Origin of the sequence: Thalassococcus halodurans (assembly GCF_900108225.1) — a bacterium.
In the GTDB taxonomy this organism is placed as follows: Bacteria; Pseudomonadota; Alphaproteobacteria; order Rhodobacterales; family Rhodobacteraceae; genus Thalassococcus; species Thalassococcus halodurans.
Genome location: NZ_FNUZ01000003.1, coordinates 345,681 through 365,414 on the forward strand (window position 1 = coordinate 345,681; position 19,734 = coordinate 365,414).

The window sequence follows — 19,734 nt, forward strand, 5'->3', positions numbered from 1 at the left end:
GGATGTTTAGAAACTCGTTAACCCAAAGACGGTTTATGCGGCGCGGACCAACCCTGCGTAGGCAGGCGCGAAGGCTGCGATCTGGGACAGAGCGTATTCCGCCGTTGCCTTGATCCGGGCGGGATCAGGGTGATTATCGGCAACCTTCAGCATGCGGTGCCACAGGCAGGCCTGAACGGTTTGTGCGGTCAGTTGCATGAAATCATGGGCCAACGGGCTGGCATCGGACTGCGACAGGATCACGTCCCGCGCTTCACGCCATGACCCGACGACCGGGGCCAACGCCGCAGTTTCCGCCAGTTCCTGCTCAAGGAACGCATCAAACGCCTTGCCCGCAGCCGCAGGCAACAGGCGTGTTGCCAGAACGCGGGCGTGAATGCCGTTGGCGCCTTCGTAAATCGCGCAGATGCGGGCATCGCGCCACGTCTGTTCGGCGTGATATTCCTGCAGGTAGCCATAGCCGCCCAGCACCTGCATCGCGGTGGATGCGGCATGGGTCGCGGCTTCGGTACAAGCGACTTTGGCAACAGGCGTCAGGAAGTCCACCAGATCGGGGTTTTCACCACTTTCCAGAGCAACAAACGCCATATGCGCCAGCGCGCGCCCGCCCAAACCGGCGGCATCAATTTCGCGCAGCATGCGGGTAACATCGGCGTGGTCGGTCAGCATGGCGGGGCTGCCATCCGCCTGACGGCCTTGCTTGCGTGTCTCGGCATAAGTCCGGGCGATGTCATAAGCGCGGGACGAATGCGCAACGCCCTGCAGCGCCACGTCAAGACGGGCGTGGTTCATCATAGTAAACATCGCCTTCAGGCCATTGCCCAAACCGCCGATCAGCTCGGCCTCGGCCCCGTCAAACGCCAGTTGGCAGGTCGGCGAGGCATGTAGCCCCATCTTTTCTTCGATCCGCGTGACAGTGACGTCGTTGCGTGTGCCGTCAGTTTTTTCAGAGGTCACAAGGAACAACGACAGGCCCTTGATGCCTTCGGGTGATGTGCGCGCCAGAACCAGATGCAGGATCTTGTCCGACATGTCCTGATCACCGCCCGAAATGAAGATCTTTTCGCCGGTGATCTTCCAGACGTCACCATCCTGTTCGGCGCGGCACCGCACAGCAGACAGGTCAGACCCCGCCGCCGGTTCCGTCAGCGCCATGGTCACCAGATACGTCCCATCCGCCAACAACGGCATGTGACGCGCCTTCTGCTCATCCGTACCGAAATTGATCAGCGTTCGGATCGCGCCAGGCACCAGACCGGTCACCATCTGCAAGGAATGGTTCGCGCCCGAATAAATCTCGGACGTGATGGCAAGCGTCAGTGCATCCATGCCCTGCCCGCCAAATTCCTCGGGCGCGGTTAGCGACGGCCAACCGGCCTCAACAAACGCGCGGTAGCACTCGATATAGCCATCCGGCATCCGCACCCGACCGTTTTCAAGGCGCGCGCCCTGCTGGTCACCAATCAGGTTCAACGGCGCGATCTCGCCCTCTGCGAAGGCGGCGAAATGGCTGGCGACCTCGCCACTCAGTTCGGCGTCGTAGTCATCCAGCTTCCCCGCATCCGCAACGTGGTTCAGGGTGAACAGGATGTCGTCCAAAGGGGCGCGGAACTCGGTCATTCGATCAGCCCCAGCAGACGCGCTGCGTTGTTCTTGATGATGTCTTCGCGCAGTTCGTCCTTGATGGCGATGCTTTCGAAATCCTTCAGCCAGCGCTCGGGCGTGATCATCGGCCAGTCAGAGCCGAACAGAACCTTTTTGCGCAGGATCGAGTTGCAGTAGCGCACAAGGATTTCGGGGAAATACTTGGGCGACCAACCGGACAGGTCGATGTAGACGTTGGGCTTGTGCTGGGCGACGGCCAGCGCCTCTTCCTGCCATGGGAAAGACGGGTGCGCGGCGACGATCTTCATGTCGGGGAAATCGACGGCGACATCATCCAGATACATCGGGTTGGAGAACTTCAGACGCATCCCGTTGCCGCCGGGCATGCCCGAACCGACACCCGTTTGGCCGGTGTGGAACAGGGCAACACAGCCCTCTTCCTGAATGACTTCGTACAGCGGATAGGCAAAGCGTTCGTTAGGGTAGAAGCCCTGGAACGTCGGGTGGAATTTGAAGCCCTTGATGCCGTATTCACGGATGATCCGACGCGCTTCGCGGACAGCCATCTTGCCTTTGTGCGGGTCGATAGATGCGAAGGGGATCAGGATGTCGTCGTTCTGTTTGACCAGTTCAGCGACTTCGTCATTCGAATAGCGGCGGTAGCCGGTTTCGCGTTCCGCATCGACGGGGAAGATCACAGCCGCGATATTCTGTTCACGGAAATGCGCAGCCGTTTCTGGGATCGTCGGCGGATGGCTCCATGGCGCGCGGAAATACTTGGCCATTGTAGACTGCAGATCATCATAACCGTCGTCCGAATGGCACCCGCAGGGTTCTTCGGCATGGGTGTGAATGTCGATCGCACGGACCTTGTTTACATCAATCATAATCGGCTCCTGATCCTGATGGCCTAGCGGCCGGATTCAAATGTTCTGAATTGGCGCAGAATGCGGTCAAGCTGCGCGCGGTCTTCGGCCGACAATTGGCCAAAAAGCTTTTCTTCATGGGCCTGACAGGCTTTCACAGCCTGATCCGCAAGGGCGAGACCTTCGCTTGTCGCGTTCAGGCAATAGGCACGGCGGTCATCCAGATCACGTGTGCGGGTGATCAGACCACGGCGTTCCAGCTCTTCTACGATGGCCACGAAATTCGGGCGTTCGATGCCCAGCGTGTCTGCCAGCGTCGACTGCCGCTGATCCGGCGTTTCAGCGATCAGTAGCAAGGTCGAATAGGTCGCCAGACGCAAATCCAGCGACTTGAGAACGTGCATCAGATCTGCCTGCACGACCTGCCATGCACAGCGCAGGTGATAGCCCGTGAACCCGTGCAAAACATTTGCACGGGTATTAAGCGCCACCTTACAATCGTGTTCGTCAGACGCTGACATAGGCTTACCGGAACGTTGGCGTACGCTTTTCAAGGAAGGCAGCAAGGCCTTCTCGCGCGTCGGGGCTTGTTTGGGTCAGGGCGGCGCACAGGCTTTCTGTGAACAGACCGTCGGCTTTGGACATGTCTTCGATCCGCGCGAGCGCCTGGATCATCACATAGTTCGACAGCGGCGCGTTCTTGGCGATCTTGCGGGCCAGTTCCAGCGCCAGTTCAAGCGCCTTGCCTTCTTCGACCACGTAGTGGGTCAGACCCAGCGCCTTGCCTTCTTCCGCGCCGTATTTGCGGCCTGTCAGCATCATTTCGATCATGCGGTCCGCACCAAGAATGCGACCGACACGAACGCTGGCACCACCACCAACAAAGATACCGCGACGGCCTTCGGGCAATTGGAAGATGGTCGAAGGTTCGGCGATACGCACATGCGTCGATGTCGCCAGTTCCAGACCCCCACCAATCACCGCACCGAACATTGCGGACACGACCGGCAGACCGCCGAACTGGATACGGTCCATGACCGCGTGCCAGCCACGGGAATGGCGCACGATGCCTTCGGCGTCGCGCTGCTTGGCTTCGGCCAGATCCAGACCCGAACAATAATGGCCCGCGGTGCCTGTCAGGACAGCAACCTTCACGCCTTCCGGCACGTTGCTGAAGAACGCATCGATTTCTTCCAGAAGCGCGTCGGACATGGCGTTGCGCTTGTCCGGGCGATTCATGGTCAGAATGGCGATTTCACCATCGATATCAATTTTTACAAGAGGTTCGGTCATAAGTGCCTCGGATCAGCGTTGGGGAAGACGAACAGCAGCGTCCAGACGAATGGTCGAACCGTTCAGATAAGCGTTTTCAACAATGTGGGTCGCCAGTTGGGCATATTCCGCCGGCATGCCCAGACGGTGCGGGAACGGAATGTTCGCCGTGATCGCAGCTGTGGTTTCTTCGGGCAGGCCTTCCATCATCGGGGTTTCAAAGAGGCCGGGCGCGATTGCCATCACACGGATACCGCTGCGGGCGAATTCGCGAGCGGCGGGCAGACACATCGCTGCGATCGCACCCTTGGAGGCCGAGTATGCAGACTGGCCGATCTGGCCGTCTTGGTACGCAACCGAAGCCGTGTTGATCACAACACCGCGCTGACCGTCTTCTTCCGGCTCCAGATCCATCATGGCGCGCGTTGCAAAGCTCATGACGTTGTAGGTGCCCATCAGGTTCACGCGGATGGTGCGTTCAAACATGTCGATAGACAGTCTGTTTTCACGGCCCACAATACGCGCAGCAAGACCGATGCCCGCACAGTTCACTGCCACACGGGCCGGACCGCCCAGCCAATCGGTTGCCGCATTCACCGCTGCTTCGACCGCATCGGCAGAGCCCACGTCGGCCTGCACAGCGAAACCGCCGATTTCGTCTGCAACCGCCTTTGCCGCGTCCAGATTATAGTCCAGCACGACAACCTTTGCGCCTTCGGCTGCAAATTTGCGCGCAGTTGCCGCGCCAAGGCCGCTTGCGCCGCCGCTGACCAATGCTGTGTTTCCAGTAAGCTTCATCTTTGGCCCTCCGAAATTTGATTATGCGTTATATCCATGTTCGCCAAAGGAAGCCCCGCAGACGGGGCTTCCGAAACAGGTGTTATGGTATCAGGAACAGTGTGATCGACGGGAACAGCACCAGAATGATGACCCGCACAATGTCAGACGTCACAAAGTACATGACGGCCTTGTAGGTCTCCATCATCGGGGTTTCCCGATCCATAGAGTTGATGATGAACAGGTTCATCCCCACCGGTGGCGTGATCAATCCGACCTCGACCACGATCAGCACAAGGATACCGAACCAGATCGCCATGTGTTCCGTGCTCATACCGAAATCCAGCGCCGAGATGACGGGGAAGAAGATCGGAATGGTCAGCAGGATCATCGACAGAGAATCCATCAGGCAACCGAACACCAGATAGAAGATCAGGATGATCGTCAGGATCGTCCATGGGCTATAACCCAATCCGCCCACCCACGAAGACAGTTCCTGCGGTACCTGACTAAGCGCGAGGAACGAGTTGTAGAAACCCGCACCGAACACGATGAAGAAGATCATCGCAGTCGCCGTTGCCGTGGCAATGATCGACTCCATGAAAATCTTCCATGTCAGGTTGCCCGAAAGAAGTGCAGCAAGACCCGTACCAGCGGCACCAACAGCCGCGCCTTCGGTCGGCGTGAACCAACCCAGATAGATACCACCCACAACCAGCAGGAACACGGTCATCACAGGCCAGACTTTGATCAGCGCTGCAAAGCGTTCTGCATAGGGAATAGGTTCCCGCGTGCCAGCACTACCGGGGTTCAGACGCACGTAGATCGAGATCGTGATGATATAGCCGATCGCCGCCAGAATGCCCGGAATGAACGCCGCCAAGAACAGCTTGGCAATGTTCTGTTCGGTCAGGATCGCATAGATCACAAGGATCACAGACGGCGGGATCAGGATGCCCAGTGTACCACCAGCCGCCAATGTCGCGGTCGAGAAACCGCCCGAGTATCCGTAGCGCTTGAGTTCAGGCAGCGCCACGCGGCTCATGGTGGCGGCGGTTGCCAGCGACGATCCGCAGATCGCACCGAAACCCGCACAGGCGCCAACAGCCGCCATCGCCACGCCACCCTTACGGTGACCCAGCCACGATTCCGCGGCTTTGAACAGCGATGTGGACATGCCCGAAAGGGTCGCAAACTGGCCCATCAGCAAGAACATCGGAATGATGGTCAGCGAGTAACTCGAAAACGTTGTGTAGGTTTCTGTCTTCAGCTTGGCCAGGAACATGTTCGGCGTGCCGATAACCATCCACAGGCCACCGATGCCGCACATCAGCATCGCCAAACCAATCGGCGCACGCAGGAAAATAAGCAGCAGAAGGACGGGGAACGACATGTACCCCAATTCAAGATTGGTCAATGGACTGCCCCCTCAGAGTTAGGCAACGGGGTATGGCCTGTGACAAAGCCGATGATACGCGCATACGAACAGTAGACGCCGACAAGCGAAGCGATGATTGCGGGCACAAGGCTGGCCGCATAGCTTTGCCAGATCGGGAACTGCAGCAAGAACGTCGTCTCGCCGTATTTCATCTTGTCCTGCATACCTTCGAACAGACGCCATGTGATCAGAATGACGATAGCGGTCAGGGCGATTTCCCAAACGATCATCAGCACTTCGTTCACGCGCTTGGACAGCATGGACGTAAAGATATCGACCGTCGCATGCGCTCCGTACAGTTGGCAGATCGGCAGAAAGCTGAAGATCGCAAAGGCGACGCCTGCTTCAACCAGCTCAAAATCGCCTGTGATTGGCGCGACGCCGGTCGCCAGAAGCATGTCACCAAACGCAGGGGCATAGGCCTCGAGAAAGTCAGAATGTCCAAAGGTGTTCAGACCCCGACCGATGACGCTGATACATGTCAGCACGACCAGCACCGTCAGGATCAAGCCACCAAGAATTGCGGTAAAGCGGGCGATTTTCTCAACCAGCGTCAGCATAGACACCGCCCATCGGCACACAGCTCGATTGTAATGATACGTTTTTTCACGAAGGCCTCCCTACCCCACCTGGAAAAAAGTGCCGCAGCTTTTGCCACGGCACATATCATGAGAAAATAGTTATATGATACAATCATTCCTGTCCAGCGCAAAGGCGCAGGCCAGTAGATCTTAGAACCTGTCTAGCAGACGCTCCAGATATTCCCGTTCAATTTCAGGACGTTCCGTGTCGCCAGTCCGGCGACGGATTTCATCCAGAAGCTCTTGGGCACGGCGGTAGACATCCTCACCTTGCAGCAAGGATTCCTCTGTTCCGATCTCGCCGTTCGATCCGGAATCACGCCCCAACGGATCGCGCTGGTTACCAGGTTCTGTGCCTTGGGCCGTTCCCTGTTCGCCGGGTTGGCCCTGCTGGCCCTGCTCTTGTGCCATGGCTTCGCCAAGGTTGCGCATCCCTTCGCGCAATGCCTCCATCGCGTCGGATTGCTGATCGATCGCTTCGGCTAGATCGTTTTCGCGCAGCGCGTCTTCTGCGCCTTCCATCGACCGCTCGGCACGTTCCAGCGCATCGCGCGCGGCCTCGCCTGCCTCGGTGCCTTCACCGGGCAGGTTGCGCTGCTGGCGGCCTAATTCGTTGCGAAGGGCGCGTTGGCGTTCGGCAAGGGTTTCTTCCATGGACTGCTGGCCGCCTTGGCCTTCCTGCCCCTCTTCATCGCCTTCGCCTTGGCCCTGGCCTTGTTGATCCTGACCACGCCCGTCGTTTTGCTGCCCTGATTGGCCCTGACCCTGCTGTTGGCCCTGCTGACCTTGCTGGCCTTGGTTCTGCTGACCCGGATTGAACTGTTCCTGAAGATCGCGGAACGCCTGATCCGACAGGTCCTGCTGTTCGCGCAGGGTTTCCGCCAGATCGTCCATCGCCTGTTCACCGGGCGACTGCTGGCCTTGGCCTTGACCTTCGGTGACCTGCATGTTTTCCATCATCTGGCGCAGTTCTTCCAAGGCCTGCTGGGCTTCGGCCATGCGGCCCTCTTCCATCAGTTCCTGAATGCGGTCCATCATCGCCTGAAGATCGTTCTGGGACATTTCCATGCCCTCTTGGTTCTGGCTTTGTTGGCTATCGGGATTTTGTTCACGCTCTTGCTGATTGCGGCGGGCAAGCTGGCGCATGTAGTCATCCGTCGCTTCGCGCAGTTCCTGCATCAGTTCCGCGATTTCCTGTTCGCTGGCGCCGTTCTTCATGGCCTCAGCCAGACGATCCTGCGCGCGTTCAAGCCGTTCGCGGGCATCCTCAAGATCGCCCTCTTCAAGAATAAGCGCGAGGTTCCACATGTCTTCGGCCAGTTCCGTGACCATTTCATCGCTTAGCGACGCGGTGCGGTAGCCTTCGACACGGTCCAGAATGGTTTTCAGAATGTCGAACTGAGCGTCGTCGCGGAAAACGTCCTTGGGGTCATTCGATACGGCCCGCAAAATCTGCGCGATCATCTTGGCATTGTCGCGGTTCCACAGCAGCGCCTGACGTTGTTCGATGATGGCCCCAGCCAAGGGATCAAAAAACCGACGACCGGGAAGTTTCAGAACCTCTGGTTCGGCAAAACTGACCTGACGCGCGGCGTCTTCGACGCGCAGCGACACGGTGACGGGCAAATTGGCCCAAGGATGTTTAGAATAGTTTTCGATCAGCGTTTCAGTGAACTCGGCCCGCGTTCCGGCGATTGGCATCGGCAACGGGATTTCCAGCGCCTCTTGCGGTTCGGGACCAATCCGCAGGCCATAGCGACGATCAACATCACCCAACGCCAGCTCGATCCGCGCGACTCCGGCCACAACACCGTAATCGTCAGCTGCGGTGAACGGCAGGGATGCCTCGCCCTCATAGGTCGCCTCGAAGTCACCTGCACGCGCCACCGTCGGCTTGGCGTCGCCTTGCATGACCACGTCCCAGATGCGTCCGTTATCCCCGCCCACAGCCACCTGACCGGATTGCTTTACGGTCAAATCAAACGCGGTTGCAGGATTTTCGGAATCATCCGGCAAGGGATTGCCGCTAACCGTTTCGTTCAACCCCAACGCACCGGGTTCGCCGTAGAACCGCATGGTCAGCTTGGACCCATAAGGCGCGGCCAGCATCGGGCCGTCGATATCGTTCAGGTAAACTGTCGGCAGGCCCGTGTAGGATGGCGGCTCCATCCAGCCTTCCCATGTGGGGCCGGTGGCCTGACTGATGCCTGTGCCGCCAAGGGCTGTGACCGACTGAACCCGCAAAACGGACCCGAACAGAAGTGCGGTCAACAGAACCAGCAGGGCGAAATAGCGAAGGGCGAAGGGGTCGGACTTGGACACACGAAGATCGGGTTCAACCGCCCGCGCCTCGGCCAGTTTTTTGCGCATACGTTCCTGATGCGCACGCCACAAAGCGGAAGACGCCGCATCCTGAGACCCGATAGCCTGATCATCCAGAACTGCCTGAATGGGCGATCCCGCCATCGTCGCATCCAAACGCAACAGCGCGCCCGCTTCGCTTGGCCAGCGAAAGGCCCTGATGCCCCGTTCCAACGACCACAGCGCGACAAAGGCAGCCAAACCAAGAAAACCGGCAGCCAGCCAGAACGGCACCAGATCGTGCACACCCAGCATCAGCAAACCGAGCGTCAGGATCAGCACAGACCACAGCGGCCAGAAACCACGGACGACCCGTTCGCAGACCATGCCCGCACGGGTCAGCAAAAGCGGCACCCGAATGGACGCTAGAATGTCTTTCTGCTCTGACTTCGGATCGGTCATGATCTCTCCCTTATGGGGCGTGACCGACGACGAAAGCCGTTACAGCCACTCGGGAATGGTATCGCGCGAAATTATTTCGTCAAAGGTTGGTCTTTGACGAATGACAGCATGTTGATCGTCTTTCACCAAAACCTCGGGCACAAGGGGGCGTGTGTTGTATTCGCTGGACATCACGGCGCCATATGCACCGGCCGAGCGGAAAGCCACCAAGTCACCTGCCTTAAGTTTGGGCATTTCACGGCCCTTGGCAAAGGTATCCCCCGATTCGCAGACGGGGCCGACGATGTCATAGGTCACGCGTTCATGGCCCGGTTCGGGTTCAATCACGGGGATGATGTCGTGGTGCGCCTCGTACATGGCGGGGCGGATCAGGTCGTTCATCGCCGCATCAAGGATCAGGAAATTCCGGCCTTCACCCTCTTTCACATAGATCACACGGCTGAGCAGGATGCCTGCGTTGCCCGCGATCAGACGACCGGGCTCAATCTCGACCTCGCAGCCCAGATGACCCACGGTTTTCTGGATCAGCGCACCGTAATCGGTGGGCAGCGGGGGGGCCTCGTTCGACTGGGTGTAAGGGATGCCCAGACCGCCCCCCAGATCGAGACGGCGGATATCGTGGCCATCGGCGCGCAGGGCCTCGGTCAGTTCGGCGACCTTGTTGTACGCGGCCTCGAACGGGGCCAGTTCGGTCAGCTGAGAACCGATGTGCACGTCGATGCCCACAACCTCGATCCCCGGCAGTGCGGCTGCATCGGCATAGGCCTGACGCGCCTTGGCAATCGGAATGCCGAATTTGTTTTCGGACTTGCCCGTGGCGATTTTCGCGTGGGTTTTCGCATCAACATCGGGGTTCACACGGATGGTGACGGGCGCTGTGACGCCCAGCGATGTGGCGACCTTGGAAATCGCCTCAAGCTCGGGTTCGCTTTCGACGTTGAACTGGCGAATGCCACCTTCCAGCGCCTGACGGATTTCGAACTCGGTCTTGCCGACACCCGAAAAGACGATCTTGTCACCGGCGACACCTGCGGCCTTGGCGCGGGCGTATTCACCACCCGACACCACGTCCATGCCAGCACCCAATTCGGCCAGTGTTTTCAGAATCGCCTGATTGGATGCCGCCTTCATCGCGTAGCAAACCATGTGCGGACCCCATGACAGGGCCTCGTCAAACAGCGTGAAGTGACGCGTCAGGGTCGCTGTGGAATAGACATAGGCCGGTGTGCCGACGGTTGCGGCAATCTCGGTCAGAGGCACGTCTTCGGCAAACAACTGGCCGTCGCGGTAAAGAAAATGATCCATGGCGCATCCTTTGGTGTTGATGCGTGATTAGACCGGATTTTACGCGGAAACCAGACCCGTCTCAGGCCAATGTCTCAGGCCAACGCCTCAGGTAACAGGACGCGAACGCAGGAACAGATAGAGCGGCAGGCCACAGCTGACGCCGATGCAATAGATCGCGGGGATCGCCAAAAGCGCGATCCAGTTCCGCCGCACGGCAACCTCGGCAATGATCCAGATGGTCAGCGTGATCGCCGCAATCGTCAGATCCCAGACAAGGCCGGTGGTTGATGCATTGACGTACCACGCATCAATCAGCGCACCTAATCCGCCGCCGTTCGTCATCATGTAGGTGACGAAATAGTACATCGGATGGATGGCGCCCCAAATGGCCAGCGCCAGCCAGATATAACGCAGCGCGTTCATCAGAGCCCGACACCGACAGTGACGGGCCCTTTGCTGACAGACACACCGACGTTCGTTTTGACGCCGCCCGTACCGACAGAAACATTTGCGTTGTAATTAGGCCGGATCGGATCGCCATCCGCGCCGCAAGACGCGAGCGTCAAAAGTGCCAAGAACAACGCAATCTGTTTCATCCCAATACCTCTTTCCAGCGCGCGACTTGCGCCCGAACCTGAACCGGTGCTGTGCCGCCATAGCTGGTGCGGCTGGACACCGAGTTGTGCACGCCCAACACGTCGAACACGGCCTGAGTGATGCCCGCGTGGACCGACTGCATGTCAGCCAGCGTCAGATCGGGCAGGTCACAATCCTTGCCCTCGGCCATCGCCACAAGCGCACCTGTCACGTGGTGTGCGTCTCGGAATGGTAGATCAAGTTCGCGTACCAGCCAATCGGCAAGGTCGGTCGCGGTCGAAAATCCGCTTGCTGCGGCGGCTTCAAGCGACGGACGGTTCGCTGTCATGTCGCGCACCATGCCTTCCATCGCAGCCAGCGCCAGCATCCAGTTGTCGGCTGCGTCAAAGACCTGCTCTTTGTCTTCCTGCATGTCCTTGGAATAGGCCAGCGGCAGACCCTTCATCACCATCATCAGGGCGACGTTGGCGCCAAAGATGCGCCCGATCTTGGCGCGGATCAGTTCCGCCGCATCGGGGTTTTTCTTTTGCGGCATGATCGACGAACCGGTCGAGAACCGGTCGGACAGCGTGACAAAGCGGAACTGGGCCGAGGACCAGATCACCAGCTCTTCCGCAAAGCGCGAGAGGTGCATGGCGCTGATCGACGCGACCGACAGGAATTCCAGCGCAAAGTCGCGTGCCGATACCGCATCAAGCGAGTTTGCCATCGGACGATCAAAGCCCAGCGCCTCGGCTGTCATGTGACGGTCGATCGGGAAAGACGTGCCTGCCAGCGCCGCAGCACCCAAGGGCGATTCGTTCATCCGCTTGCGCGCGTCACGCACGCGGCTCAGATCACGGCCAAACATTTCGACGTAGGCCATCATGTGGTGGCCCCATGTCACCGGCTGCGCGGTTTGCAGGTGGGTGAAGCCGGGCATAACCCAATCCGCACCAGCCTCTGCCTGACCCAGAAGCGCTTGCATCAGTGCCTCAAGGCCCTTTTCAGCGGCGTCCAACTGGTCGCGCACCCACAGGCGGAAATCGGTGGCCACCTGATCGTTCCGGCTGCGGCCTGTGTGCAAACGGCCTGCTGCGGGGCCGACGATTTCCTTCAGGCGCGCTTCGACGTTCATGTGAATGTCTTCCAGCGCAGTGGAAAATTCGAAGGTTCCGCCTTCAATCTCTGACAAGACTGTGAGCAACCCTTCCCGCATCGCCTCTGCATCGCTACTCTTAACGATGCCTGTCGCTGCCAGCATGGCGGCATGGGCCCTTGAACCGGCGATATCTTGTTCCGCCATTCGCTTGTCGAATCCGATCGAGGCATTAATTGCCTCCATGATCGCGTCCGGTCCAGCGGCAAAGCGGCCGCCCCACATCTGGTTCGAGGTCTTGTCCGTCATATCGTGCAGCCCTTTAGGAGGGAAAATGAAACAGGTTCTTATCGCGCTCCTCTATACTGCGGGTGTGTGGCTTGCAAATCCGGCGTTGGCAGATGTGTCCGCAGCCGCCGCTTTGCGGGACGGCGATATGAAGAAACTGAACTTTCATTCAGAGCCTAAAGACGCCGGATCGGCTACATTTACGGACTTTGAAGGCACTGCCGAACTGGCCCTCTCGGACTACGAAGGCAAATGGGTTCTGGTGAATTTCTGGGCCACATGGTGCGCCCCGTGCCGCAAGGAAATGCCGCATCTGGCCGAATTGCAGGACGAACTGGGCGGCGATGATTTCGAAGTGGTCACCATTGCCACTGGTCGCAATCCGCCCGCTGGCATGAAAAAATTCTTTGCGGAAATCGGTGTGGATAACCTTCCTATGCACCGCGATCCCAAGTCCGCCTTGGCGCGTGAAATGGGCGTTCTGGGCCTGCCGATCACTGTCATTCTGAACCCAGAAGGTCAGGAAATCGCGCGCCTGCAGGGCGATGCGGACTGGGCGTCGGACAATGCCAAGGCGATTCTGACCACGCTGATCGGCACGGACGGCGCCTCCTGACGCTACGATATCTTTGACAAGATCGCAGGCAATGCACGACCCTTCCCGTTAGGGAGAGGATCAAATCATGCCTATCACGGTTCTGGCCGCGTTGGTTGCGTTCGGCATTGCGGGGATCGCAGTGCTGACGGTTCTCTTCGGCTTCAACAAACGCCGCAGTTTTATCGACGCCGACGACGCAGGCCGCGCGTGGCTGCGCGAATTTCCTGATCTTGAACCCCGCGATATCACCCTGTCCCAAGATGGCTGCCACGCGTTGGTCCAGACAGACCAAGGCGCTGGGATCGTGTGGTCTATGGGCGCGGACAGTGCTGCGCGGCTTTTGACCGGCGCACGCGTAAAACAGTCGACCGAGGGTCTGGACATTCGCCTGCGGGATTACACCGCCCCGCGTATCCGTGCCGCACTTACACCGGATCAACAAACCATCTGGCTTAACCGGATCAAGGACACCCCATGACCGACATGCTGACCTACCCCGACGTTGTCCAACTGGCCGTGCCGTTCTTTATCGCGGCGATCCTGATCGAACTGTTGTGGATCGTGATCAAGAAACGCGGTGGTCGCTATGAAACGCGGGACGCTGTGACGTCGCTGATCATGGGCGCGGGCAACGTTGTGTCGGGGATTCTGCTAGGCTTTATTGCGTGGGGCTTTTTCATGGTCCTGTGGGGCATCACGCCCCTTGATCTGGGCACAAGCTGGTGGGTGGTGGCGCTGTGCTTTGTGCTGGATGACCTGCGCTATTACTGGGTGCACCGATTTGGTCATCGCATCCGCTGGGTTTGGGCCAGCCATGTGAACCATCACTCCAGCCAGCACTATAACCTGACAACGGCGCTACGGCAGACGTGGACGGGCACATTTACGTTCATGATGATCATCCGTGCTCCCCTGATCCTGCTGGGCTTTCATCCTGCGATGGTTCTGTTCTGCGGTGGTCTGAACCTGATCTACCAGTTCTGGATTCATACCGAAGCCATCGGTCGTATGCCCCGCTGGTTCGAGGCTGTGATGAACACCCCATCGCACCACCGCGTCCATCACGGACGCAACCCGCGCTATCTGGATGCGAACTACGCAGGTGTGTTCATCATCTGGGATAAGATGTTCGGCACCTTTGTGCCCGAGGATGACAAGGAGAAGGTCGATTTTGGATTGGTGCACAACCTTGGCACGTTCAATCCGCTGCGCGTGGCCTTTCACGAATGGATCGGCATTTTCAAAGATGTGACCCAGCCGGGGATCAGTTGGAAGGACCGCTTTTCTTATGCTTTTGCCCCACCAGGCTGGAGCCATGATGGATCGCGGCAAACATCCGAGATGATCAAGGAACGCCATAATCGGGCCAATAAATCCGCGTCAGGCAGCTGACAAATAACCGCGAATTTACCTCTATTTCGTCGCACCGTTACAACTTTCGGGATAGTAAAAGCTTGTAACGGGAACGTGAGCTCCCCATATATTTATTGTATACTACTGCATACTTTTGGAGAGCTATGTTCGAATATCTATTGTCTGACCAATATCTGCCGTTCTCGATTGCGCTTGGGATTCTCTTTGGCCTTCTCGCGCTGGAACTGTTTTTCGCCTTGATTGGCGGCACCATTTTGGGGCTTGGCGCAGATGGTCTGGACGCACCGGATATCGACGGCCCCGATGTTGATCTGCCGGACCTTGCAGAGCTGGATATCGATCTGACCCCTGCCGATCTGGCCGAGGCCGATCTGGAACTGACCAGCTTTGACGAACTGGAGTCCGTCCCTCAGACCCCGTCAGGCAGTATCACGTCTTGGCTGGGAATGGGCAAAACACCTGCCATGATCTGGCTGGCCAGCGTGCTGGTGGGCTTCGGCCTGACCGGTCTGGCCCTGCAATCGCTGATCGAAGCCGTGTTCGGCGGCCCTGCCCCGGCGTTTTTGGTGGGCATTCCCGCAGCCGTTGCAGGCATCGCTTTTGCCCGCAGCTTCGGATCGCTGTTTGCGCGGTTACTGCCTAAGACTGAAACGCAATCGCTGTCCGAACGCCATCTTGGCCGCCGGATGGGCACCGTGACCCAAGGCGTCGCAGCCCGCGGTCGCCCTGCCGAGGTCCGCGTGTCGGACCGCTACGGCAACACCCATTACCTACGCGCAGAACCCCTGCGTGACACCGACGAAATAAAGCAAGGAACCGAGGTTCTGGTGCTGCGCCATCGATACGAGGGCGGTTACCGGATCGTCGCGGTTTCCGAATAACATTTAACAATTGGAGGAATTTATGGACCCATTAAACTTTATCATCATGATCGCCACGGTCATCGCATTCCTTGTGTTGATCGGCCTTGTCTTGGGGCGTCTTTACCGCCGCTCGACCCGCGAAGTCAGCCTTGTGAAAACCGGTGCTGGCGGCAAGCGGATCATCATGGACGGCGGCACAATCGTCATTCCGCTGCTGCACGAAATCAGCCCCGTAAACATGAAAACCCTGCGTCTTGAGGTTCAGCGGAACGGCGAAGCCGCGCTGATCACCAAAGACCGGATGCGCGTCGACGTGGGCGTCGAATTCTACGTCTCGGTCAGCCCGACCGAAGAAGGCATCGCGCGCGCCGCCCAGACGCTGGGTGACCGCACCTTCTATGTGGATCAGCTGCGCGAAATGATCGAAGGTAAACTGATCGACGGTCTGCGTGCTGTTGCGGCCCAGATGTCGATGGACGAGCTGCATGAAAACCGCTCGATCTTTGTTCAGGAAGTGCAGAACGCTGTATCCGAGGATTTGTTGAAAAACGGTCTATCGCTTGAATCCGTCTCGCTGACCGCGCTGGACCAAACACCCTTCGAGGCTCTGGACGAAAACAACGCCTTTAACGCCGTTGGTATGCGCAAACTGGCCGAGGTGATTGCCCTGTCCAAAAAGGAACGCGCGACCATTGACGCCGAAGCCGACGTTGCCGTGCGCCGCGCCGCGATGGAGGCCGAGCGCCAGAAACTGATCATCGAACAGGACGAAGAACAGGCACGCATCGAACAGTCGCAAAAGGTGGAAACGCTGCGCGCCGCGCAAGAGGCCGAAATTGCCGCACGCCGCGAAGATTCCCGTCGCGAAACCGAACGGTCGCGGATTGCCCTGATCGAAGCCCAGCGGGAAGCCGAGCGGGAAGCAACGCGCATTCGTCTGGCCGCGCAGGCCGAAAAGGACGCCGCACAGGACCGCGCCGATGCCCGCCGCGAAGAGGCGCAGGCTGATGCCGACGCGATCACAATCCGCGCGGAAGCCAAGAAGAAGGACATGCTGGCCGAAGCGGAAGGTACCCGCGCGATCACCGAAGCCGAAAACGCACTGTCCGCACAGATCGTGGCGATGAAGGTCGATCTGGCCCGTCTGCAAGCCATGCCGGGTATTCTAGCCGAGGTCGTGAAGCCGGTCGAAAAGATCGACACGATCAAAATCCATCAGGTCACAGGCATGGGCGGCGGCAACTTTGGCGCGCCGATGTCCGCTGGTGGCGAAAAGCCTGTCGTCAATCAGGCGCTGGATTCCATCATGGGAATGGCCGTTCAGATGCCCGCGCTGAAAAAGCTGGGTGATGAACTGGGCATGAGCATGGAAGACGGTCTGGCCGGTATGGTGAACGGCGCGTTGGGCGGCGACACCCCGAAAAAGCCGGTGGTGGAAGAAGCCCCAGAGCCGACTGCCGCTGAATAAGCCAGCTAAGGCGCGCCCCTGACCTTCGGGGGCGCGTTATTTACAGTAAGAACCGCTGCGGTACTTGGCCGTATCAAAATGGAAATGGTCCTGATGGAACCGGTCCGAATTCGGGCCCAACACAGTGCCAAACGGACCGCAGGCCGATTTGTGCATCTTCTTCAGGATCGGCCCCTGATGCTGGGTCCGCCACCCCCCGAGCACCGTGATCAATGACCCGTCGTTCAAACGGAAGGCCGAAATGTCGATTGCGTTGCCTTTGCCATGCTCGGAAATCTTTGCGCCAGGCTGGTTGTTGCGCGTCCGGCAGGCGTAGTGGGCTGCAACGCGAATTTCCTTAACACCACCGCCTGCTTTGCCAACCGCGGGCTTCATGCCCTTGTTGACCCATTTCTTCAGCGCCTTTGCCGTGCGACAGTTCATCAGCGCTTGTTGGCTCAGACCGACACCACTGATCGAGCGGACTTTGACGGCATCCTGAATACCGCAGGCCTTAAACCGGCCCGGCACAAACCCCACGAATTCACCCTGAATATCGACGTCCCCACAAACCGCGCCTTTCTTGCGCGCCTGCTTTTTCGCCATGGCCTTCTTCACCAAGGATTTCGTGCGCTGATTGGGGCGCAATGCACGGGCCACAGCCTGTTCCGTAACCTCGGGCGCCATCACTGCAGGTGCGGTCACGGCTGTGATTGCGGTCAGGACCGGCGTGTTGGACGGGCGCATTTCAGGACGCAGAACGTAGGCTTTTTGGGGGGCTTCACCCAACATGCGTGAAACAGGGCGCAGGGAACGATCCGGAGCAGCGAAAGCCGCGTTTGCTACCAGAAGACCAACAATCACCCCACCCAGAAATTTCATGCCTACTTTTCCAATTTGCTCCGGCCAAAATCGGGGGCGTCTGTATCCTGCCCCGCTTCGATAATGCCACGCCGGATCGATCGTGTCCGGGTGAAATAATCGTGCAACATGTCACCATCGCCGGTCCGGATGGCGCGTTGAAGGGCGAACAGCTCTTCTGTGAAGCGACCAAGGATTTCCAGCGTGGCTTCCTTGTTGTTCAGAAACACATCGCGCCACATCGTCGGGTCCGAGGCTGCGATACGTGTGAAATCGCGGAAACCAGCGGCAGAGTATTTGATGACCTCACTATCGGTCACGCGGCGCAGATCGTCTGCCACACCCACCATCGTGTAGGCAATCAGGTGCGGTGTGTGGCTGGTCACAGCCAGTACCAGATCGTGGTGATCGGCGTCCATTTCTTCGACATTGGCGCCCAGACCTTCCCAATAGACGCGTAGTTGCGCGACGCTTTCGGCCGTGCTGCTTTCGTGCGGCACCAACAGGCACCAACGGTTGTCGAACAGCGTCGCAAAGCCAGACTCAGGCCCCGAATGTTCGGTCCCTGCCAGCGGGTGCGCCGGAACGAAATGCACGCCTTCGGGCAAATGCGGGGCAACGGCGTCAATCACAGTGCGCTTGACCGACCCCACATCGGTGACGGTCGCGCCCGGTTTCAGATGCGGTCCGATTTCAGCCGCAACAGCGCCCATTGCGCCGACGGGAACGGCCAGAACGATCAGGTCAGCATCCTTAACCGCGTCGATCAAGTTGTCGCAAACTTCGTCACACAGTCCGATCCGGCGGGCCGTATCGCGGGTGTCTTGCGACCGCGCATAGCCCGTTACGTGACCAGCCAGCCCACCGCGTTTGGTCGCCCAGAACATGGACGACGCGATCAGGCCCAGACCGATCAGGGCAACGCGGTTATAAATCACACTCATCGTTCGCCTGCCTTGAACAGACCGACGGTATGCGCCACGCGGCGGCATGATGCTTCGTCGCCCACGGTGATCCGCAACGCGGCCGGTAGGTTATAGCCCGCCACACGACGCACAATGATGCCGTTCTTTTGCAGGAACAGATCGCATGCCTCGGCCTCTTCCTGATCGGCGAAACGCGCCAGAATGAAGTTCGCGGTGGATGTGTCCGAGGGAACGCCGTGCTCCATCAGCGCCTCGGCCAACCACGTGCGCATGCGGGTGTTTTCTGCACGGCACTTTTCGACATAAGCCGCGTCTTTCACTGCCGCCTCGGCGGCGGCCAAAGCAACGTTGGACAGGTTGAACGGGCCGCGAATGCGGTTCAGGACATCGATGATGTCCTTGGGCGCATAGCCCCAACCCACGCGAACACCACCCAGCCCGTAAAGCTTAGAGAACGTGCGCGTCATCACGACGTTGTCGCGCGCTTCAACCAGCTTTGCGCCGCCATCGTAGCCTTCGACGTATTCGGCATAGGCGCCATCGAGAACCAGAATGGCCTGCGGCGGGATGCCTTCTGCCAGACGTTCGATCTCGGCCATGCCGATCATCGTGCCGGTGGGGTTGTTCGGGTTGGCGATGAACACCAGTTTGGTTTTCTTGGTGCAGCCCGCAAGGATCGCGTCCACATCGGTGACTCGCTCGGTTTCCTTTACCTCGACTGGCGTCGCACCTGCGGCCTTGGCGCTGATCTTGTACATCGCGAACCCGTGTTCGGTGTGCACAACTTCGTCGCCCGGACCGGCATAGGCCTGACACAGGAAATGAATGATTTCGTCCGAGCCGACGCCACAGATGATGTTGTCAGCATTCAGTCCATGCACTTCGGCAATGGCGGTGCGCAGGGGGGTATGATCAGTCGACGGATAGCGATGCATTTCGTGCACTGCACGACGGACTGCCTCTTGCGCAGCTTCGCTGGGGCCAAACGGGTTCTCGTTCGAACTCAGTTTGACGATATTGGACACGCCATCGACCTTGGACTTGCCGCCTTCATAAAGCGCAATGTCCATAATGCCGGGTTGCGGAACAATCTTGGCCATTCTTCTGATCTCC

The 19,734-nt window shown here is 58.8% G+C and carries 20 protein-coding genes; 5 read left to right on the forward strand and 15 right to left on the reverse strand.

The genetic code is table 11. The annotated features are described in order from the left end of the window. Window positions 1-33 precede the first annotated feature (33 nt). The 12 genes from C4S59_RS11540 to argH all read right to left on the reverse strand — a co-directional run bounded on the left by C4S59_RS11540 (window position 34) and on the right by argH (window position 12,573). A complete protein-coding gene (locus C4S59_RS11540) occupies window positions 34-1,620 on the reverse strand; it encodes an acyl-CoA dehydrogenase family protein (protein ID WP_103910652.1) in 1,587 nt (528 codons plus the stop codon). Beyond that, the gene (locus C4S59_RS11545) at window positions 1,617-2,492 is read right to left on the reverse strand and encodes an amidohydrolase family protein (protein WP_103910653.1); all 876 of its coding nucleotides are present in this window, start codon (window positions 2,490-2,492) and stop codon (window positions 1,617-1,619) included. The genes C4S59_RS11540 and C4S59_RS11545 overlap by 4 nt, the downstream gene beginning before the upstream one ends. A gap of 23 nt (window positions 2,493-2,515) precedes the next feature. Further along, the gene (locus C4S59_RS11550) at window positions 2,516-2,992 is read right to left on the reverse strand and encodes a MarR family winged helix-turn-helix transcriptional regulator (RefSeq protein WP_103910654.1); all 477 of its coding nucleotides are present in this window, start codon (window positions 2,990-2,992) and stop codon (window positions 2,516-2,518) included. A 4-nt stretch (window positions 2,993-2,996) separates the two neighbouring features. Next, a complete protein-coding gene (locus tag C4S59_RS11555) occupies window positions 2,997-3,764 on the reverse strand; it encodes a crotonase/enoyl-CoA hydratase family protein (RefSeq protein ID WP_103910655.1) in 768 nt (255 codons plus the stop codon). A 12-nt stretch (window positions 3,765-3,776) separates the two neighbouring features. Then, the gene (locus C4S59_RS11560) at window positions 3,777-4,541 is read right to left on the reverse strand and encodes an SDR family NAD(P)-dependent oxidoreductase (RefSeq protein ID WP_103910656.1); all 765 of its coding nucleotides are present in this window, start codon (window positions 4,539-4,541) and stop codon (window positions 3,777-3,779) included. Between the two features lie 82 nt (window positions 4,542-4,623). Then, a complete protein-coding gene (locus C4S59_RS11565; protein WP_103910657.1) occupies window positions 4,624-5,937 on the reverse strand; it encodes a TRAP transporter large permease in 1,314 nt (437 codons plus the stop codon). Beyond that, window positions 5,934-6,518, reverse strand: coding sequence for a TRAP transporter small permease (locus C4S59_RS11570; RefSeq protein ID WP_103910658.1), 585 nt, complete (start codon window positions 6,516-6,518; stop codon window positions 5,934-5,936). Before C4S59_RS11570 ends, C4S59_RS11565 begins: the two co-directional genes overlap by 4 nt. Window positions 6,519-6,689: 171 nt before the next feature. Further along, window positions 6,690-9,302, reverse strand: coding sequence for a TIGR02302 family protein (locus C4S59_RS11575; protein WP_103910659.1), 2,613 nt, complete (start codon window positions 9,300-9,302; stop codon window positions 6,690-6,692). Between the two features lie 39 nt (window positions 9,303-9,341). Then, a complete protein-coding gene (lysA, locus tag C4S59_RS11580) occupies window positions 9,342-10,607 on the reverse strand; it encodes a diaminopimelate decarboxylase (protein WP_103910660.1) in 1,266 nt (421 codons plus the stop codon). 87 nt (window positions 10,608-10,694) lie between these two features. Continuing rightward, on the reverse strand, window positions 10,695-11,012 hold the full coding sequence (locus C4S59_RS11585; RefSeq protein ID WP_103910661.1) for a DUF2834 domain-containing protein: 318 nt from the start codon (window positions 11,010-11,012) through the stop codon (window positions 10,695-10,697). After that, window positions 11,012-11,185: a hypothetical protein gene (locus C4S59_RS19680; RefSeq protein ID WP_200813212.1), complete on the reverse strand. Its 174-nt coding sequence runs from the start codon at window positions 11,183-11,185 to the stop codon at window positions 11,012-11,014. Before C4S59_RS19680 ends, C4S59_RS11585 begins: the two co-directional genes overlap by 1 nt. Then, window positions 11,182-12,573, reverse strand: coding sequence for an argininosuccinate lyase (gene argH / locus C4S59_RS11590; protein ID WP_103910662.1), 1,392 nt, complete (start codon window positions 12,571-12,573; stop codon window positions 11,182-11,184). Before argH ends, C4S59_RS19680 begins: the two co-directional genes overlap by 4 nt. A gap of 25 nt (window positions 12,574-12,598) precedes the next feature. Here argH and C4S59_RS11595 point away from each other — a divergent pair, with 25 nt between their 5' ends. The 5 genes from C4S59_RS11595 to C4S59_RS11615 all read left to right on the forward strand — a co-directional run bounded on the left by C4S59_RS11595 (window position 12,599) and on the right by C4S59_RS11615 (window position 16,855). Further along, complete coding sequence (locus C4S59_RS11595) at window positions 12,599-13,168, forward strand: TlpA family protein disulfide reductase (protein ID WP_103910663.1); 570 nt, start codon at window positions 12,599-12,601, stop codon at window positions 13,166-13,168. A 67-nt stretch (window positions 13,169-13,235) separates the two neighbouring features. Next, a complete protein-coding gene (locus tag C4S59_RS11600; RefSeq protein WP_103910664.1) occupies window positions 13,236-13,628 on the forward strand; it encodes a hypothetical protein in 393 nt (130 codons plus the stop codon). Beyond that, complete coding sequence (locus C4S59_RS11605) at window positions 13,625-14,542, forward strand: sterol desaturase family protein (RefSeq protein WP_103910665.1); 918 nt, start codon at window positions 13,625-13,627, stop codon at window positions 14,540-14,542. The genes C4S59_RS11600 and C4S59_RS11605 overlap by 4 nt, the downstream gene beginning before the upstream one ends. 125 nt (window positions 14,543-14,667) lie before the next feature. Continuing rightward, window positions 14,668-15,405 carry an OB-fold-containig protein gene (locus C4S59_RS11610; protein ID WP_103910666.1) on the forward strand — a complete coding sequence of 246 codons (738 nt, stop codon included), beginning with the start codon at window positions 14,668-14,670 and terminating at the stop codon, window positions 15,403-15,405. A gap of 22 nt (window positions 15,406-15,427) precedes the next feature. Beyond that, complete coding sequence (locus tag C4S59_RS11615) at window positions 15,428-16,855, forward strand: flotillin family protein (protein WP_200813213.1); 1,428 nt, start codon at window positions 15,428-15,430, stop codon at window positions 16,853-16,855. Window positions 16,856-16,891: 36 nt separating this feature from the next. On the opposite strand, the gene C4S59_RS11620 is transcribed toward C4S59_RS11615, so the two are convergent. The 3 genes from C4S59_RS11620 to hisC are packed head-to-tail and all read right to left on the reverse strand — an operon-like array spanning window position 16,892 to window position 19,721. After that, the gene (locus tag C4S59_RS11620; RefSeq protein ID WP_103910667.1) at window positions 16,892-17,716 is read right to left on the reverse strand and encodes an extensin-like domain-containing protein; all 825 of its coding nucleotides are present in this window, start codon (window positions 17,714-17,716) and stop codon (window positions 16,892-16,894) included. Between the two features lie 2 nt (window positions 17,717-17,718). Further along, complete coding sequence (locus tag C4S59_RS11625; RefSeq protein ID WP_103910668.1) at window positions 17,719-18,639, reverse strand: prephenate/arogenate dehydrogenase family protein; 921 nt, start codon at window positions 18,637-18,639, stop codon at window positions 17,719-17,721. Then, a complete protein-coding gene (gene hisC / locus C4S59_RS11630; RefSeq protein WP_103910669.1) occupies window positions 18,636-19,721 on the reverse strand; it encodes a histidinol-phosphate transaminase in 1,086 nt (361 codons plus the stop codon). The genes C4S59_RS11625 and hisC overlap by 4 nt, the downstream gene beginning before the upstream one ends. Between the last annotated feature and the right edge of the window lie 13 nt (window positions 19,722-19,734).

Coding starts and splice junctions, on each gene's coding strand:
- C4S59_RS11540 (WP_103910652.1), bottom strand. CDS start 1,620: ATGACCGAGTTCCGCGCCCCTTTGGACGACATCCTGTTCACCCTGAAC.
- C4S59_RS11545 (WP_103910653.1), bottom strand. CDS start 2,492: ATGATTGATGTAAACAAGGTCCGTGCGATCGACATTCACACCCATGCC.
- C4S59_RS11550 (WP_103910654.1), bottom strand. CDS start 2,992: ATGTCAGCGTCTGACGAACACGATTGTAAGGTGGCGCTTAATACCCGT.
- C4S59_RS11555 (WP_103910655.1), bottom strand. CDS start 3,764: ATGACCGAACCTCTTGTAAAAATTGATATCGATGGTGAAATCGCCATT.
- C4S59_RS11560 (WP_103910656.1), bottom strand. CDS start 4,541: ATGAAGCTTACTGGAAACACAGCATTGGTCAGCGGCGGCGCAAGCGGC.
- C4S59_RS11570 (WP_103910658.1), bottom strand. CDS start 6,518: ATGCTGACGCTGGTTGAGAAAATCGCCCGCTTTACCGCAATTCTTGGT.
- C4S59_RS11575 (WP_103910659.1), bottom strand. CDS start 9,302: ATGACCGATCCGAAGTCAGAGCAGAAAGACATTCTAGCGTCCATTCGG.
- lysA (WP_103910660.1), bottom strand. CDS start 10,607: ATGGATCATTTTCTTTACCGCGACGGCCAGTTGTTTGCCGAAGACGTG.
- C4S59_RS11585 (WP_103910661.1), bottom strand. CDS start 11,012: ATGAACGCGCTGCGTTATATCTGGCTGGCGCTGGCCATTTGGGGCGCC.
- C4S59_RS19680 (WP_200813212.1), bottom strand. CDS start 11,185: ATGAAACAGATTGCGTTGTTCTTGGCACTTTTGACGCTCGCGTCTTGC.
- argH (WP_103910662.1), bottom strand. CDS start 12,573: ATGACGGACAAGACCTCGAACCAGATGTGGGGCGGCCGCTTTGCCGCT.
- C4S59_RS11595 (WP_103910663.1), top strand. CDS start 12,599: ATGAAACAGGTTCTTATCGCGCTCCTCTATACTGCGGGTGTGTGGCTT.
- C4S59_RS11600 (WP_103910664.1), top strand. CDS start 13,236: ATGCCTATCACGGTTCTGGCCGCGTTGGTTGCGTTCGGCATTGCGGGG.
- C4S59_RS11605 (WP_103910665.1), top strand. CDS start 13,625: ATGACCGACATGCTGACCTACCCCGACGTTGTCCAACTGGCCGTGCCG.
- C4S59_RS11610 (WP_103910666.1), top strand. CDS start 14,668: ATGTTCGAATATCTATTGTCTGACCAATATCTGCCGTTCTCGATTGCG.
- C4S59_RS11615 (WP_200813213.1), top strand. CDS start 15,428: ATGGACCCATTAAACTTTATCATCATGATCGCCACGGTCATCGCATTC.
- C4S59_RS11620 (WP_103910667.1), bottom strand. CDS start 17,716: ATGAAATTTCTGGGTGGGGTGATTGTTGGTCTTCTGGTAGCAAACGCG.
- C4S59_RS11625 (WP_103910668.1), bottom strand. CDS start 18,639: ATGAGTGTGATTTATAACCGCGTTGCCCTGATCGGTCTGGGCCTGATC.
- hisC (WP_103910669.1), bottom strand. CDS start 19,721: ATGGCCAAGATTGTTCCGCAACCCGGCATTATGGACATTGCGCTTTAT.